The organism is Streptomyces sp. NPDC055400 (assembly GCF_053644375.1).
On record NZ_JBSHLM010000011.1, the window covers coordinates 190418 to 208301 of the forward strand.

Annotated in this window: 2 protein-coding genes (1 of these 2 only partly in view); both read left to right on the forward strand. The window is 74.9% G+C overall.

Annotated elements, in window-relative coordinates; genetic code table 11:
* The gene (locus ACWIGU_RS28200; RefSeq protein WP_454404493.1) at nucleotides 1–13296 is read left to right on the forward strand and encodes an amino acid adenylation domain-containing protein; all 13296 of its coding nucleotides are present in this window, start codon (nucleotides 1–3) and stop codon (nucleotides 13294–13296) included.
* Nucleotides 13293–17884, forward strand: partial view of an SDR family NAD(P)-dependent oxidoreductase gene (locus ACWIGU_RS28205; RefSeq protein ID WP_454404494.1) — the start only. The gene runs 17518 nt beyond the window's last position; only the first 4592 of its 22110 coding nucleotides appear in the window; its start codon is at nucleotides 13293–13295; the stop codon falls past the right edge of the window. Before ACWIGU_RS28200 ends, ACWIGU_RS28205 begins: the two co-directional genes overlap by 4 nt.

Below are 17884 nucleotides of genomic sequence, written 5' to 3' on the forward strand. Positions count from 1 at the left end.
ATGGAGCCTGGAACCAGCCCGTCGGGGCAGCAGGATGCGGCCGGCCTCGCCGCACGTGTGACGGACGTGATGGTGCGGGTGCTGTCCGAGGCCCGGCCCGACGCGTCGCCCGTGACCGCCGCACGCGAACTGCGGGGCCTCGGCCTCGATTCGATGACGGCGGCCCGGCTGTGGCTCGCGGTGCAGGGCGAGTGCGCGGCGGATGTGCCGCTGGGCTGGCTCACCGAGGCGACCACGGTCGGCGAGTACGCCCTGCGGGTCGCCGCCCACGCGTCACAAGCGGCGCCGGTCCAGGGGGCCGGTGCCGCCGGAGCACAGGTCACCGCCGACCCGGACGCCCTGCACGAGCCCTTCCCGCTGACGCCGCTGCAGGAGGCGTATCTCATCGGCAAGGAACCCGAGCTGCAGGCGGACGCCGTGGGCTGTCACCTGTACCGCGAGTTCGACGTGCCGGCGCTCGACACCGAGCGGCTGCGCGCCGCCTGGCAGCGCCTGGTCGAGCACCACGACATCCTGCGCGCCACCGTCACCGAGGACGGCCGGCAGCAGATATCCGCGCAGGCCCCGCGCTGGGACCTCGCCGTGCACGGGAGCGCCACGCGCGCCGAGTTCACCGAGACCGCGACCGCCGTGCGCGCCCGGATGTCCCACCACCTCTTCCCGGCGGGCCACTGTCCCCCCTTCGCGATCGAGGTCACCCTCGGCCCGGACGGCACCGGCCGCGTCCACTTCGGCATCGACGCGATCGTCACCGACGGTCAGGGCCTCGACCTGCTCACCGCCCAGTGGGAGGCGTGTTACGCCGACCCGTCCCACCTCCTTCCCGCACCGACGGCCCCGCTGTCGGTGCGGGACTGCGTTGTGGCCCTGGACGCGGCACGGCGGACCGAGGCCCACCGGCGTGACCTCGACCACTGGGTGCGGCGGCTGCGTGAACTGCCGGGCGCGCCGGGCCTGTTCACGGGGGAGGCGCCGGAGCGCGGCGCCGGCCTGTCGTGTGTGCGCCGCAGCAGCCGCACCGCGCGGCTGACGGCCGCCGAGTGGCGCTCGCTGCGGGCGAGGGCCGAGGAGCTGGCGGTGTCGCCGACCTCGCTGGTCCTGACCGTGTTCACCGAGGCGCTCGCCCGACACGGCGCCCACGAGCCGTTCTCCCTGGTCGTCACCACCAGCAGGCGCCCTCAACTGCCGCCGGACGCCGACCACTTGGTGGGCCCGTTCACGGGCACCACGTTCGTCGAGGCGGTGCCCCCGCACCAGCACACGTTCGAGGAGGCCGCCCGGCTCACCCACGAGGGCCTGTGGCAGGCGCTGGAGCACTCCGCGGTCTGCGGGGTCAGCGCGCAGCGGGCGCTGCGCGGCGGCGGTCCCGGGCCGCTGCCCGTGGTGTTCACCAGCATGCTCGACGCGGCCGGCCGGCCGAGGGCGCGCGGGTTCGCGGCGGCGCCGGTGTACGCGGTCAGCCAGACCTCCGGGGTGTGGCTCGACCACCAGATGTGGGAGCAGGACGGCGCGCTGCACCTGCGCTGGGACACCGCCGACGGGTGCTTCGCGCCCGGTGTGGTGGAGGCCGCGTTCGCGTCGCTGTGCAACGGGCTGCGTGCGCTCGCCGTCGCGGGACCCGTCGTCACCCGCCCCCTGAACGACCTGCAGCAGGCGTACTTCGTGGCACGTGCCGCCGGGGAGCCGGGGCCGTGGCGGGGCTGCCAGGTCGTCGTCCCGTACGACACCGACGAGCGCGTGGACCCGGTGCGCCTGGAGTCGGCCGTGGTGCGGCTCGTCGAGGCGTACGACGTGCTGCGCTCGGCGGTCACGCAGGACGGCGTCGTGGAGGTGCGCGCCGGGGCGCCGCGCCGGTGGACGGTGCCCGTCGTCGCGGGCGGCTGCCCCGATGAGGTGCGCGATGCCATGGCGGCGGCGGACTTCCCGCTCGGCCGGTACCCGCAGTTCGAGGTGCGGGTGGTGCGCGGCGACGGCGGTGACACGGTCCTCATGGCGATGGACCTCACGCTCACCGACGCCCGCGGCATCCATCTGACCGGCCGAGAACTGATGCGTCTGTACGCCGATCCCGCGGCGGAGCCCCGGCCCGCCGGGGCGGCTCAAAACTCGGCGGGCGAGGCGGACGAGGCGGACGAGCAGGCCCGCTCGCGGGCCCACTGGCAGGACCGGCTGCGGGCGCTGCCGCCCGGTGTGCCGCTGCCCGAGCCGCGTGACGCGGACGCGCCCGACCGCCGGGTCCGCCTGGCCGGCGCGCCGCTGGCGCTGAGGCCGCTCGCCGACCGCTGCGCCGAGCACGGTCTGAGCCTGGACGCGGTGCTGCTCACCGCGTTCACCGATGTCCTCGCCCGCTGTTACGGAACGGACTTCGCCGTGCCGGTGGTCCGCTGGGACCACGGTCTCGACCCGCAGCGGCCCGGCGAGTTCACGGCGCTGAGCTGGCTGCCGTGCGCGCCGCGCGAGCTGTCCTTCACCGCTCGGGCGCGCAGCTATCAGGAGGGTCTGGAGCGGGACGCGGAGGTATCCGGCAGCGGTCTTCCCGAGCTGCGGCGGGCCGTGGCGCGCTCCGGCGGTGCCGGGTACCCCGTCGTCTACACGTGTGCCCTGGACTTCACCGACCGGCCGCTGCCGGGGTCAGTCCGGGCCGGGCAGTGGCTGAGCTGTACCCCCGACGTGTTCCTGGACTGCATCACCACCGTCGACGCCGGGCAGCTGCGGCTGGCCTGGGACGCCGTGGACGGCCGTGCCCCGCAAGGCGGCTGGAGCGAGCTGCACGCCGAGTACCGCCGGGCCGTGGCCCGTCTCGCCGATGACGCGGCGGCCTGGCAGGAGCCCGCCGGGGGCGACGCGCCGGGCGCGGACGACGGCGAGGTGCGCGGCGCCGAGCTGCACAAGATCCTGCACGAGTGGAACGACACCGCCCGCGCGTTCCCCGACGACCGGCTGATGCATCAGCTCTTCGAGGAGCAGGCGGCCGAGCACCCGCAGGCACAGGCGCTGCGCTGGCGCGGCGGGACGATGACGTACCAGGAGCTGAACCGGCGGGCCAACCGCATCGCCGCCCGGCTGGCCGCGCAGGACGTGGGCCCGGAGACGGTCGTCGCCGTCAGTGTGCCGCGCGGGCCCATGATGGTCGCGGTGGTCCTCGGTGTCCTGAAGGCCGGCGGTGTCTATCTGCCGATGGAGCCGCACCTGCCCGCCGAGCGGGCCGCCGTCATCCTCGAGGAGGCGCACGCCGCGGTCGTCGTCACCACCGCCGGCCGCGAGGGCTGGCCGGTGCCCGACGGCTACGCCCGCGTGTGCGCGGACGCCGCCGTCAAGGGCCCCCACCCCGCCGACGCGGACACCTGCCCGCGGCCCGTGACGCAGCCGCACAACACGGCGTACATCATCTTCACCTCGGGCAGCACCGGCCGCCCCAAGGGTGTGGCGGTCGCGCACCGGCCCGTCCTGAACCTCGTCAACTGGTGCCGGCGTACCTTCGGGTTCGGGCCCGGGGACATGGGCCTGTGTGTCACCTCGCTCGGCTTCGACCTGTCGGTGTTCGACGTGTTCGGCCTGCTCGGTACGGGTGCGGCGCTCTACATCGCGGACGCGGAGCAGCAGCGTGATCCCGCCCTGCTCCTGGACGTCCTGGTCGAGGAGCCGGTCACCTTCTGGAACTCGGCGCCCACCACGCTCGCCCAGGTGGGTCCGCTGCTCGACACGGTGGGCACGGCGGGTACCGGTGATCTGCGCCTGGTGTTCCTCAGCGGCGACTTCACGCCGCTGCCCCTCCCCGACGAGATACGCGCCGTCTTCCCGCGCGCCGACATGATCAGCCTGGGCGGTGCCACCGAGGCGACGGTGTGGTCCAACTGGTTCCGCATCGGGGCGATCGACCCGGCCTGGCGCAGCATCCCCTACGGCAAGCCCATCGACAACAGCCGCTACCACGTGCTCGACGAGGCGCTGCGCCCCTGTCCCGTCGGCGTCGAGGGGGATCTGTACATCGGCGGTGAGTGTCTGGCCCTCGGCTACGTCAACCAGCCCGAGCTGACCGCCGACCGGTTCATCCCCGACCCGTTCCACGAGGACCCGCAGGAGCGCCTCTACAAGACCGGCGACAGGGCCCTGTACTACCCGGACGGCAACCTGAGCTTCCAGGGGCGGGCCGACGGACAGGTGAAGGTCCGCGGGTTCCGGGTGGAGCTGGCCGAGATCGAGCACCGGCTGCGGGCGCACGACGGGGTCAAGGACGCCGTGGTCCTGGCCCGGGAGGACGGCTGCGGGGACCGCACCCTCGTCGCGTACCTCGTGGCCCTGCCGGGTGCGGCGCCTTCCGGGCGTGAACTGCGCGCCTTCGCGGGGCAGACGCTGCCGGAGTACATGGTGCCCAACTTCATCGGTTTCCTGGCCGGGTTCCCGGCCACCGCCAACGGGAAGCTGGACCGGGCCGCGCTGCCGTGGCCGCTGGCCAAGGCACACCTGACGCCGCCGGACCGCTCCACCGACGCCGGTCCCGAAGGTTCGGAGGCCGAGGTGGCCGTCCCTGTGAACGAGCCGGCGGCGGAGCCTGTCGTCGCGGACAGGTCCGGGCCCGCGGTTTCCGTGCCGTCGCGCGACGAGCTGTGCGCGGAGATCGCCGATCTGTTCGCCCAGGCCCTCGGCGTCGATGCGGTGGACGCCGGCACCGACCTGTGGGACCAGGGCGCGACGTCCTTCACCATGGTCCGGGTCTCGGGCTCCCTGCAGCGCTCGTACAAGCAGCGGTTCCCCGTCTCCGCACTGCTCGACAACCCGAGCGTCGGCGCGATCGCCGGCTGGGTCCATGCGCAGCTGGGGGGCGGCGCCGACGCGGAGAGCACTGCCGCCGCCGGGGCGCAGACCGCTCCGTCCGTCGATGCCGAGACCACTGCGACGGCCGTCACGGAGACCACGCCGGCGTCCGTCACAGAGACCACTACGGCGTCCGACGTGCGGCCCGATGCCGGTCCCGGACCGGTGGACTTCTTCGCCCCGGACGAGCGCGAGCGCTTCAAGCGGGCGCGCTGGAACCGGCGCCCCGACGAGCCCGGACTGCCCGAAGTGCCGCTGGGCGACGCCCGGTTCGAGGACGAGCTCCACGCCTGGCGGGCCAGCCGCCGGGACTTCCTCGACCGGCCGGTGCCCCACCGGTCCTTCTCGCGTCTGCTCGGCCTGCTGCGCGAGACCACCGGCGCGGACGGCACCGGCGCCCTGTACCCGTCGGCCGGCGACACCTACTCCGTCCAGGTCTATCTGCATCTGACGCCGGACGCCGTCGAGGGCCTCGACGCCGGGCTCTACTACTACGACCCGTCCCGGCACTCGCTGCGCCTGCTGCGGTCCGGTGTCCTGCCGGATCGCGGGGCCCACTTCTACTACAACCGGCCGGTGTTCGACCGCTCCCGGTTCGGCATCTACCTGTTCGGCCAGCGCCACGGCATCGAGCCGCTGTACGCCGAGGAGAGCCTGCGCTACCTCACGCTGGAATCCGGATACATGAGCCAGTTGCTGATGCTGGGGCAGGCCGCCCACGGCGTCGGCCTGTGTCCGGTCGGCGCCCTGAACACCGAGCAGTTGAGCCAGTGGCTCGGCCTGGACGAGGGCCATGTCTTCCTGCAGGCCTTCCTCGGCGGCGCGGCGGAACACCCGCAGCGCACGGCGGGCGGCACGGCTCCGTTCTTCACCGAGCCGGCCGACAGCGCCGGCGACAGCGGGAGCGGGAGCGGGAGCGGCGACAGCAGCACCGTCACCACCGAGGTCGTGGCGCCGGTCAGCGCCGCCGCCGAGGACGCCGACGCCGAACCCCCGGCGCACACCGCCGAGCCGGCCGCGGTGATCGGCATGGCAGGGCGGCTCCCCGGGGCCGGGGACCTGGACGCCTTCTGGGACAACCTGGTCTCGGGCCGCAGCGCGATCGGCCCGGCGCCCGCGTCCCGGCCGGAGACGGCGCCCTCGGGGGCCCGTGCCACCGGAGGTTTCCTGCCGCACATCGACCGGTTCGACAGCCTGCTCTTCCATGTGTCACCGCAGGAAGCGCCGACCGTCGACCCGCAGGCACGGCTGATGCTCGAGAGCGTCTGGCAGTGCCTGGACGACGCCGGGCACACCGCCGACTCGCTGCGCAGGTCCGCGGGGCGCGTCGGGGTGTTCATCGGCTCCATGTGGCACGACTACCGGCAGCAGGGCGCCGACCGGTGGAACGGAGGGGACAGCGCGGAGGTCCCGGCCACCGCCTCCGACATCGCCAACCGGGTCTCGCACTTCTTCGACTTCCGCGGCCCCAGCCTGGCCGTCGACACCTCCTGCTCGTCGTCGTTCGCCGCGCTGCACCTCGCGGTTCAGAGCCTGCGCCGCGGCGAGTGCGGGGCGGCCGTCGTCGGCGCCGTCAACCTGCTGGCCCACCCCTACCACTGGGGCCTGCTCGACGGCCTCGAACTGCTCGCGGCCGACGCCCCGCCCGCCGCGTACGCGGCCGAAGGCAGCGGCTGGCACCCGGGCGAGGGCGTCGGGGTGCTGCTGCTGCGCCCGGCCGACGCCGCCCGCCGCGCCAAGGACACCGTGCACGGCCTGATCGAGGGCACCCGGATCGGCCACGCGGGCCGCGCGCCGCGCTACGGCGCGCCGCACACCGCGGCCCTCGCCGACTCGCTCGCCCGGGCCCTGGCCGACGCGTCGGTGATCCCCGACGAGGTCGACTACGTGGAGTGCGCCGCGGCGGGCGCGGGCATCGCCGACGCCGCCGAGCTGGAGGCACTGGGCTCCGTACTCGCCCGCTGCGCCGGAGCGTCGCCGGTCCCGGTCGGCACGCTGAAGCCCAACATCGGGCACCTGGAGGCCGCTTCGGGTCTTTCGCAGCTCATCAAGGTGCTGCTGCAGATACGTCACGGCCGCATCGCGCCCACGCTGGTGTCGGGCGAGCTCAGCCCGCTCGTGGACTGGGACGGCCTCCCGGTCGAGCTGGTCGACACTCCCCGCGCGCTCACGCCGCGCGCCGCCGACGGCCGGGCCACCGTCCTGGTCAACGCGGTGGGCGCGACCGGTTCGTACGGCCATGTGGTGGTGCGAGCACCGCACGCGCACGGCACCGGGCCCGCCGCGCAGGACGGGCCCGCACAGGCCGGGGCCGCGCCGTCGGCGAGCGGGCCGCGCACCGTCGTCCTGTCGGCCGCCTCGCCCGAGGGCCTCACGGCGGCGGCCGGGCGGCTGCGCGACCATCTGGCCGGGGCGGGCCGCGCCCTGTGCCTCGACGACGTGGCCTGGACGCTGCAGACCGGGCGTGCGTCGCTCGGCCATCGCCTGACGCTGACCGCCGAAGGGCTGGAGGGCGTACGGGCCGGCCTGACCGCGTTCCTCGACGGGCGCCCCTGCCCGGGCCTCTCGACGGCCGCCGCCGACCCGGCGCTCGCGGGAGTCCCCGCCGACGCGCAGGACCCGGCGCGGGCCGCCGGGGACTGGCTGCGCGGGCACGCGGTGGACTTCGCCCGGCTGTGGTCCGCGCCCGCACGCCGCGTCCCGCTCCCCGTCCAGGACTTCACGGTCCTCGCGAAGGAGGGGCACTGGCTCGCCGCGCCCGCGGCCCTGGAGCCGGACGGTGCGGCGGGTTCCGCACCGGCCGCGCCGGAGTCCGGTCGGTCCGCGCCGCCGGCGTCCCCGCAGGTGCAGGACGAGCGTGCGCAGCGCGCCCAGGAGCATGTCGCCGCCCGCTTCGCCGAGGTGAGCGGCATCCCCGCCGAGCAGTTGCACCCGCGGGTCCCGCTGGAGCACTACGGTCTGAACTCCCGCCTGGTCGCCCGGTTCAACGAGCGGCTGCGCCAGGACGTCCAAGGGGTGTCCAGCACGGTCCTGTTCGAGTACCCGGACCTGGCCGGGGTCGCCGCGCATCTGGCGGCCCACCACGAGGGCCCCTGGTCGGCCGGTCCGGACACGCAGCCGTCGCCGCCCGCCGCATCCTCGGGCGGAAGTGTCCCGGGTGAAAGTGTCCCGGCCGACGGCCTAGAGCCCATCGCCGTCATCGGCATCGCGGGCCGCTACCCGGGGGCGGGGGACCTGGAGGCGTTCTGGAGCAATCTGGCCGAAGGCGTCGACAGTGTCGGCCCCCTGCCTGCCGAGCGCGCACGCGACGGCTGGCCCACCGACCAGATGTGGGGCGGCTTCCTCGAGGGTGTGGACCGGTTCGACGCGCTGTTCTTCGGGATCGCGCCGCGCGACGCCCAGCTGATGGATCCGCAGGAGCGGCAGTTCCTCCAGGTGGTCTGGGAGACCCTGGAGGACGCGGGCTGCACCAGGGCCCGTATCCGGGAGCAACTGGGCTCCGACGTCGGCGTGTTCGTCGGCACGATGTACAACGAGTACCCCTTCTTCGGCGTCGAGCGCTCGCTGGCCGGGGAGAGCGCCGACACGGGGTCCGCCGTCGCGGGCATCGCCAACCGGGTCTCGTACTTCCTGGATCTGCACGGCCCGAGCCTCGCCGTGGACACCATGTGCTCGTCCTCGCTGACCGCGCTGCACCTGGCGGTGGAGAGCCTGCGCCGCGGCGAGTGCGCCGCGGCCCTGGCCGGCGGAGTGAACCTCTCGCTGCATCCGCACAAGTTCCGCCAGCAGAACCGCCTGAAGATGTCCTCCAGTGACCACCGCTGCCGCAGCTTCGGCGCGGGCGGCGACGGCTTCGTGCCCGCCGAGGGCGTCGGGGCGGTGCTGCTCAAGCCGCTGTCCGCCGCCGAGGCCGACGGCGACCGCATCCACGCCGTCATCCGGGGCACGGCCGTCAACCATGGCGGCAAGACCAACGGTTACATGGTGCCCAACCCCGTGGCCCAGGGCGATCTGGTCCGTGCGGCGCTGCGCCGCGCGGGCGCCGACCCGGCCACCATCGGCTACGTGGAGGCGCACGGCACCGGCACCCAGCTCGGTGACCCCGTGGAGATCAACGGCCTGAACCGGGCCTTCGCGGGAGCCTCGGTGGCCCCGGCGAGCCGTGCCATCGGCTCGGTGAAGGCCAACATCGGGCACGCGGAGGCGGCGGCCGGCATCGCGGGCCTCACCAAGGTGGTGCTCCAGCTCCGTCACCGCCGCCTCGTGCCGTCGCTGCATGCCGAGGAGCTCAACGACGCGGTGGACTGGGCCAGTTCACCGTTCGAGGTGGTTCGCGAGGGCCGCCCCTGGGCCCCGCTCACCGGCCCGGACGGGGCCGCGCTGCCGCGCCGCGCGGGGCTGAGCGCCTTCGGCGCCGGGGGAGCCAACGCGCATGTCGTGGTGGAGGAGTACGTCCCCGGCACGGCGCCGGAGCCGGCCGAACCCGGCGTACCCGAACCGCAGTTGATCGTCCTGTCCGCGCACGACCTCGGCCGGCTGCGGGCACTGGCCGGGCGCCTGCGGGATTGGCTCGGACGCGACGACCGGCCCGCCCCGGCCCTCGCCGACGTGGCACACACCCTGCAGAGCGGCCGGGAACCCCTGCGCGAACGGGTCGCGCTGGTGGCGTACGACGTGGCCGGACTGTGGCGCGCCCTCGACCGGCTCGCCTCCGGCGACACCGGCACCTGCGTGCACGGCCGCGCCCCCGGCGGCGCCCTGCCCGACGGCCCGACGGCGACGCTCGACGAGGCCGCCGACCGGGACGCGGAGCTGCTGCGCCTGGGCCGGCACTGGACCGGGGGCGGCGCGGTCGACTGGCCGGGGCTGCACCCTGTGCGCCGCCGCCTGGTCTCGCTGCCCTCGTACCCGTTCGCCGAGGACCGGCACTGGCTGCCCGAACCGCGGACCGCGGCTCCGGTGGCTGCGGCAGCGGCGGCAGCTGTGACGGAACCGTCCGGCACCACGCTGTACGGCCGCACTTGGCGGGCTCTGCCGCCGCTCGCCGCCACGGCCGCGCCCGCACCGTCGGGTCGTGTCCTGTGTGTCTTCTCCGCACCCGGCGAGCCCGTGGCGCGCGCCCTGGCCGCACTGCTCGGCCCCGACCGGGTCACACTCGTCCGGGCGGGCACCGACGACGGGAACGGTGTCCCCGGGATCCCCGTCATCGGCGACGAGGCCGACGCGGCCGCGTTCTGCGAGGGGCTGCGGGCCGACGGGCCGGATGCCGTCGGCGGTCTGATCGACCTCACCGACCTCGGCGGCCCCGCCCGCGCGGGCGCCGGATCCTGGACGGCCCGGCTCGTCCTGCTCCGGCGGCTCGTGCGCACCCTGCGCGGCCACGGGGGACGCGTACTGCACGTGACCGAGGGCCTGTACGGGCCGCCCGGCCCCGCACCCTCGCTCGCCGGGGCGCGCATGGCCGGATTCGTGCGGATGCTGGGCGCGGAGTACGGGCGCGTCACCGGCACCGTGCTCGACCTGGACGCCTCGGCCATCGGACCCGACGCGGCCGCGCGGCAGATCCTCGCCGAGTACACCGGGCCGTACGGCCCGGGCGACGTGTCCGTGCGCAGCGCAGTGCGCCACCGCCCCGAACTCGTGGCCCTGACCGACGCAGGGCACCGGCCGCTGACCCCCGCCGCGGACCGCGCCTACCTCGTCACCGGCGGCACCCGGGGCATCGGGGCCCGGGTGGCCCGGCTCCTGGTGCGCCGCGGCGCCCGGCGGATCGCCCTGACCGGGGCGCGCCCGCAGCCGCCGCGTGCCGACTGGCCGCTCCTTGCGCCGGGCACACCCGAGGCCGAAACGGCGGCGCTGGTGGCCGAGTTGGAGGCCGAGGGCGCGCGCGTCCTGGTGCACTCGGGCCCGCTGAGCGAGCGGGAGCGCACCGACCGGTTCCTGCGTGAGGTGCGCGAGGTGCTCGGCCCGATCGGCGGTGTCGTGCACTGCGCGGGGCGCGGGCCGGTCGGCAGGCCCTCGTTCATCGGCAAGGAACTCGCCGACTTCGACGCCGTACTCGAACCCAAGACGACGGGCCTCGAGGTCCTCGACGAGCTGTGCGCCGGTGACCGGCCGGAGTTCTTCGTGCTGTTCTCCTCGCTGTCCGCCGTCGCACCCGGCCTGGCCGCCGGCGTCCTCGACTACGCGGCGGCCAACGCCTTCCTCGACTGTTACGCCGATCACCAGGTGCGCTCGGGACGCCCCGGGTTCCGTTCGGTCGCGTGGCCCACCTGGAGCGAGTCGGGCATGGGCGCGGACCGGCCGGACAGCTGCGCGCCCGTGGGCGTGGGACCGCTCGGCGACGAGGAGGGGCTGCGGGTCCTCGAACGGATTCTCGCCCTGCCCGCCGAGCAGGCCCGCATCGTGCCCTGCCCCCCGGTCGACGGCATCGCCGCCGACCCCGCGGCGCTGCTCGGTTCCCCGTGGGACTCCGACGCGACGGCCTGCGTGGAGTCCGCACCCGCAGCCGGATCCGCACCCGCTGCGACGACGACCGGGGCCACGCCGCCCCGGCCCCGTGAAGAGGAGCACACCGTGCCGAACACCTCAGTCACCGGGCCGCCCTGGCTCGCCCCGCTGTTCAGCGAGCTCCTCGCGATTCCCGAGGACGCCCTGGACCCGACGGCGCTCCTCGGCGACCTGGGGGTGGAATCCGTCCTCCTGGGTGAAATCCTTTTGCGGCTCGAGGAGTCGACGGGCCTGTCCCTGGACCCGGCGACGCTTCTCGACCACCCCACCCTCGAACTCCTGGGCCGCCATCTGGCGGACCTCGGGGTGCCGAGCGCACCGCCCGTGCCCGCCGCGACGCCGGCCGCGACCACCGCGCCCGCCGTGGCTCCTGTGACCCCCGTGACTCCTGCGGCTCCCGTAGCTGTGGCCCCTGCGGCCCCTCCTGTGGTCCCCGTGACCCCGTCCGGGAAGATCGCCGTCATCGGGCTCTCCTGCCGCTTCCCCGGCGCCGAGGACGCCGCCGCCTTCGCCCGCAATCTGCTGGGCGGCACCTGCTCGGTGACCGAGGTGCCGCCCTCGCGCTGGGACGTCGGTGAGCTGTACCGGCCCGAGCTCGAGCCGGGCCGCAGCACCAGCAAATGGGGCGGATTCCTGGACGGGATCGAGGACTTCGACCCCGAGTGGTTCGGCATGAGCGAGGACGAGGCCCGCTGCCTCGACCCGGCCGTGCGGCTGTTCCTGGAAGGCTCCGCCACCTGTCTGGCGGACGCCGGATACGGTGCGCGGGAGCTGGCGGGCCGCGACGTGGGGGTCTTCGCGGGCGCCCGGATGTCCCACTACGGGCGCCGGGTGGGCGAGCGGCGCGGCCTCGTGGGCATGGGCTCCGACCAGAACTTCATCGCCGCGCGCATCGCCCACCACTTCGACCTGCACGGCCCCAACCTCGTGGTGGACAGCGCCTGTTCGTCCTCGCTCGTGGCGCTCCAGCTGGCCTGCCGCAGTCTCCTGGACGGCGAGTCGGAGCTGGCGCTGGCCGGCGGGGTCGACGTACTCCTGGACGAGGAGCCGTATCTCGACTTCAGCGCGGCCAAGGCGCTGTCCCGGCACGGCCGCTGCGCCACCTTCGACGAGAACGCCGACGGGTTCGTGCCCGGCGAGGGCTGCGGCGTCGTCCTGCTCAAGCCCCTGGAGAAAGCGCTGCGGGACGGCGACCGGATCCATGCCGTGATCGACGCGGTCGCCGTCAACAACGACGGCCGCACCATGGGGCTGACCACCCCCAACCCCGCGGCACAGGCCAAGGTCGTCCGCCGGGCCCTCACCGCGGCCGGGCGGCGGGCCGACGAGGTCGGCCTGATCGAGGCCCACGGCACCGGCACGATGATCGGCGATCCGATCGAACTGCGCGCCCTGACCGACGTGTTCCGCGAGGAGACCGGGCGGAGGGGCTTCTGCGCGATCGGAAGCGTCAAGACCAACGTCGGGCATCTGCTGAGCGCCGCGGGCATGGCCGGCCTGATCAAGGCGGTGCTCGCGGTGCGGGACGGGCGGATCGCGCCGACGCTGTTCTGCGAACGGCCCAACCCGCGCTTCGACTTCGCCGCCTCGCCGTTCTACCCGAGCCGCACGGCCCACGACTGGGTGCCGGAGCCCGGCCGGGTGCGGGTCGCCGGGGTGAGCGCCTTCGGCCTGGGCGGCACCAACGCCCATGCCGTCGTCAGCCAGTTGGACCCGGCTCTGGCGGCGGCGCACCGGCCGCGCCCGGCCCTGCCCGCGCCGGGCTTCGCGCGCCGCAGGCTGTGGCTGGAGGCGGCGCCCCGTTCGGCGCCCGGCCCCCGGCCCGCGGTCCCCGGCCGCCCGCCGCTGGGTGCCTCCATCCTCGGCCTGACCTTCGAGGAACCCCTCTCCGAACCCGGTTACGCCCCTCTCACCCCAACCCCGACCGGCGCCGACACCGCAGCGGCGTCGCAGGAAGGACGGAAGTGGTGAACGTGCCCTCCGCACCGCAGCCCGGACACGAGTTGGTGTGCCATCTCGTCCTGGAGCACAGCGACTTCATCATGCAGAACCACCGGGTGCACGGGGTGTCCGTCATGCCGGGGGTGACCTTCCTCGACATCGTCTTCCGCATCCTGCGTGACCGGGGCTTCGACACGGCCCGTGCCGAGCTGCGCAACGTCCTCTTCCACGAGGCGATCGCCACCAGCGAGGGCTGTGACCGCGACATCCGCATCACGGTGTCGACGGCCACCGACGGCAGCCGGTGGATCACCGCGGAGAGCCGCCGCCGCGAGGGCGGCGAGAGCGCTGCGGACTACCAGGAGAACTTCCGCGGCGAGCTCGTCCTGCACGACGTGCCCGAGCCCGCGCCGCTCGACGTCGACCGGCTGCGCACCACCGCGCGGCGCGTGGCCGACCTGGACGAGATGTACGCGCGGGCCCGCGCCGAGGAGATCCGGCACGGATCCGCGATGCGCTGCTTCGGCCGGCTCTACTACGGCGACGGCGAACTCCTCGCCGAACTGGGTCTTGACGGGGAGGCGGCAGCGCTCGACGAGCACTTCCATCTGCACCCGGCGAAGATGGACTGCGCCACCATCGCCGCGTTCGCGCAGGTGCCGCCGCCGGACCAGGACCCGTTCATCCCGGTGTTCATCGAGTCGTTCCGGGCCCCGCGCCCGCTGACCGGCGTCGCCTACGCCCATATGCCGCGCCCCGAGACGTACGCCCAGTCCGGGGACATCATGCACAACGACTGCGCGCTGTACGACGCCGACGGCCACTTCCTCGCGGGGTTCACCAAGCTGACCTGCAAGCGCATCCGCAACCCCGAGCTCATCACCCGGCTCCTCGACGCCCCGGACACGACGCGCACGGCCGCGCCCGCCCCGGCCGCGGTGTCCCCCTCCCCCGCCCTCGCGCCCGCCTCGTCCGACGGCGGCGGTGCCGGGCCCGACGGGGTGCGCGCGCATCTGCGCGAGCTGGTCGGCACCCTTCTCGGCAGGGCGCCCCACACGATCCGCACCGATGCCGGTTTCTACGATCTCGGCCTGGACTCCGGGCACATGCTGGACATCAGCCGCCGCCTGGAGGAATACGTCTGCGCGCCGCTGTATCCCACGCTGCTGTTCGAGTTCTCCGACATCGACTCGCTCGCCGCGCACCTGTACGCCGAGTTCGGCGCGCAGGTGCGCAGCGCCCCCGCGAACCCGCCGGCCACGCCGGCCACGCCCGACGAGGGCGCCGGAGCCCCGCCCGCGGCGGTGGCCAGGAGCGCGGCCCGCGCCGTCGCGCCCGCCCTCGGCTGCCACCGGCCGGTGTGGACACCACTGCCCGCCGCCCCCGGCGCTGTCGCGGCGGACGGCGCACACACCGTGGTGCTCGTCGGTGCCGACGCCGCGACCGCGGCCGCCCTGCGCGACGCCGCGGCCCCGGCCCGGGTGGTACGCGCCGAACGGGCCTCCGCGTTCCAGCGCCTGGCCGCCGACCACTACCGGCTCGACCCGGCCGATCCGGCCCAGCTCGGCTCGCTGACCGCCGCGTTGGCAAGCGACGGCATCTCCGCGACGGCGTATGTCCGCTGTGCCCGCACCCGGGACACGGACGGCGCCGGGCGCGCGCTGCCGGATGCCTACCGGGAGAGCTGGGCGCTGGCCGTGGCCGTCACCGGTACCCGGCCGACGGGGCCTGTGCCGGTCCTGTTCCTGCACCCGCGCGATCCCGCCGCGCCCCGCCCGCACGAGGACGCGCTGGGCGCGCTCGCCCGCACCGTCGCCGCCGAGGCGCCGCAGCTGCGCTGCCGTGCGGTCGGCTACGACGCCACCGCGACGGCCGGGGACCTCGCCGCCGTCATCGCCGCCGAGAGCGCGGACCTGTCCGCGGAGAGCGAGGTACGGCACACGGGCGGCACCCGGCTCGCGGTGCGGCACGAGACGCTGGCCGTGCCCGCCGGGAACGGCGCGGGCGTGCTGCGCGAGAACGGCGTGTATCTCGTCACCGGCGGGGGCGGCGGTCTCGCCGCACTGCTGGTGGACCGCCTGGTGACCCGCGGCCCGGTGCGGCTCGTGCTGACCGGCCGCAGCGCGCCGGGGCCCGAGCTCACCCAGCGGATCGAAGGCTGGCGGCGGCGCGGCGCCGAGGTCACCCACGTGCGCGGCGACGTCGCCCACACCGACGACGTGCTGGCCGCCGTGACCTGTGCGCGCGAGACGTACGGCCGGATCGACGGGGTCTTCCACTGCGCGGGCAGCGTCGACGACGGAATGTTCTTCCGCAAGGACCCGGAGCGCTCCGCGGCCGTCCTGGCCGCCAAGGTGGCCGGCACCCGCAATCTCGACGAGGCCACCGCGGACGACGACCTCGCGTTCTTCGCGCTGTTCTCGTCCGTTTCGGCGTCCGTGGCCAACCCGGGCCAGGCCGACTACGCGTACGGCAACGCGTTCATGGAGCACTTCGCCGAGCGGCGTGCCGCCCGCGCGGACCGGCCCGGCGTCTCGGTCGCGGTCGGCTGGCCGCTGTGGGCCGAGGGCGGGATGCGGGTCTCCGAGGACGTGCTGCGCCGCTCCGCCGACACGTCCGGGCTGCACGCCCTGCCCGCCGACGCGGGCCTGGACGCGCTGTTCGGGCTGCTCTCGGGGGGCGCGCCGCGGGCCGTCGTCACGTACGGCGACCAGGAGCGCATCGCCGAACTGCTGCCCGCGCCCCGGCCCTGGGCCGCGCCGTCCGGGCGCCCGGACTCCCCTGAGTCCCTTGACTCCCTTGACTCCCCGGACAGCGACGACATCGCGATCATCGGCGTCGCGGGCCGCTACCCCGAGGCCGAGGACCTCGAGGCGTTCTGGCGCAATCTCGCCGAGGGCCGCGACTGTGTCGGCGAGGTGCCCGCGGACCGCTGGGACCACGCGGCGTACTACGACCCGGAGCGGGGCAAGGAGGGCCGCACGTACGGGCGCCGGGGCGGGTTCCTCGACGGCGTCGACCGGTTCGACGCGGCCTCCTTCGGCATCTCGCGGCGCGAGGCCGAGCTGATGGACCCGCAGGAGCGGCTGTTCCTCACCGTCGGCCGGCAGGCCGTCGAGAACGCCGGCTACCGCCCCGAAGAACTGGCCCGCACCCGGGTCGGGGTCTTCGCCGGTGTCATGTGGAACCACTACCAGTTGTGTACGGACGGCAGTGCCGAGCCCGTCGCGCCGACGGCCCTGCACTGCTCCGTCGCCAACCGGCTCTCGTACTGCCTGGATCTGTCCGGGCCCAGCATGGCGGTGGACACCGCCTGCTCGTCCTCGCTGACGTCGCTGCACCTGGCCGTGGAGAGCATCCGGCGCGGCGAGTGCGCGCTGGCCGTCGCGGGCGGCGTCAACGTCGCCGCGCACCCGCAGAAGTATCTGCAGCTCGCTCAGGGCCGCTTCCTGTCGTCGGACGGGCGCTGTCGCGCTTTCGGCGCGGACGGCGACGGCTACGTGCCCGGTGAGGGCGTGGGCGCGGTGCTGCTCAAGCCGCTGGCCGACGCGCTCGCCGACGGGGACCACGTACACGCGGTGATCAAGGGCTCGTTCCTCAACCACTCGGGGCGCACCAGCGGTTTCACCGTGCCGAGCCCCGCGGCGCAGGCCACGCTGATCGCCGACGCGCTGGACCGCTCCGGTGTCGCCGCGGACAGCGTCGGCTACATCGAAGCGCACGGCACCGGCACCGCGCTCGGCGACCCGATCGAGATCGAGGGGCTGAGGCAGGCGTTCGCGGACGCGGGGCTCGCCCCGGGCAGCTGCGCCATCGGCTCGGTGAAGTCCGGGATCGGGCACCTGGAGAGCGCGGCCGGTATCGCCGCTGTCACCAAGGTGCTGCTCCAGATGCGCCACCGGGAGCTGGTGCCGTCGCTGCACAGCGAACAGCCCAACCCGCACATCGACTTCGCGTCCACCCCCTTCACCGTGCAGCGGACCCGGACCCCCTGGCTGCCGCGAGAGGGCAGCACGGTGCTGCGCGCCGGGGTGAGCGCGTTCGGCGCCGGCGGCTCCAACGCCCATGTCCTCCTGGAGAGCGCGCCGCCCGCGCCGGCCACCCCTGTGGCGGGTCCGCAGCTGTTCGTGTTCTCCGCCAAGGACGAGCGGACGCTGCGCGAGGTGGTACGCCGCCAGCTGCGCCACCTGGACGGTCCGGGCCCGGCCGGGAGCTCGGCGGACGAGGCGACGGCGCTGCTCACCGGTGAGGTGGCCGCGCTCCTGGACGTGCCCGTGGACGCTGTGGACGTGCGGGAGGGCCTGGCCGACCTCGGGGTCGACCGCCTGGCACTCGCCGAGCTCGGCCGCCGTGTCGAGGGGCGGCTGCCCGCCGGGGTGGAGCTGTCCGGGCAGGCGTCGATCACCGAACTGGCCTCGGCCGCGGCGCTCGCCGCCCGGCCGGACGCGCCGCCGCTCGCGGACATCGCGCACACGCTGCGGGTCGGGCGTTCCCCGCAAGCCGTCCGGCTCGCCGTCGTCTGCGGTGAACCGCAGGAGCTGCGCCGGAAGCTGACGGCGTTCCTGGACGGCGACCAGCCCGGCGAGGGCGTGTTCACGGGCCGCGTCGAAGAGGACGA

What these genes read in the sequence shown, in the direction of transcription:
- ACWIGU_RS28200 (WP_454404493.1), top strand. Translation starts at nt 1, where the DNA reads ATGGAGCCTGGAACCAGCCCGTCGGGGCAGCAGGATGCGGCCGGCCTC.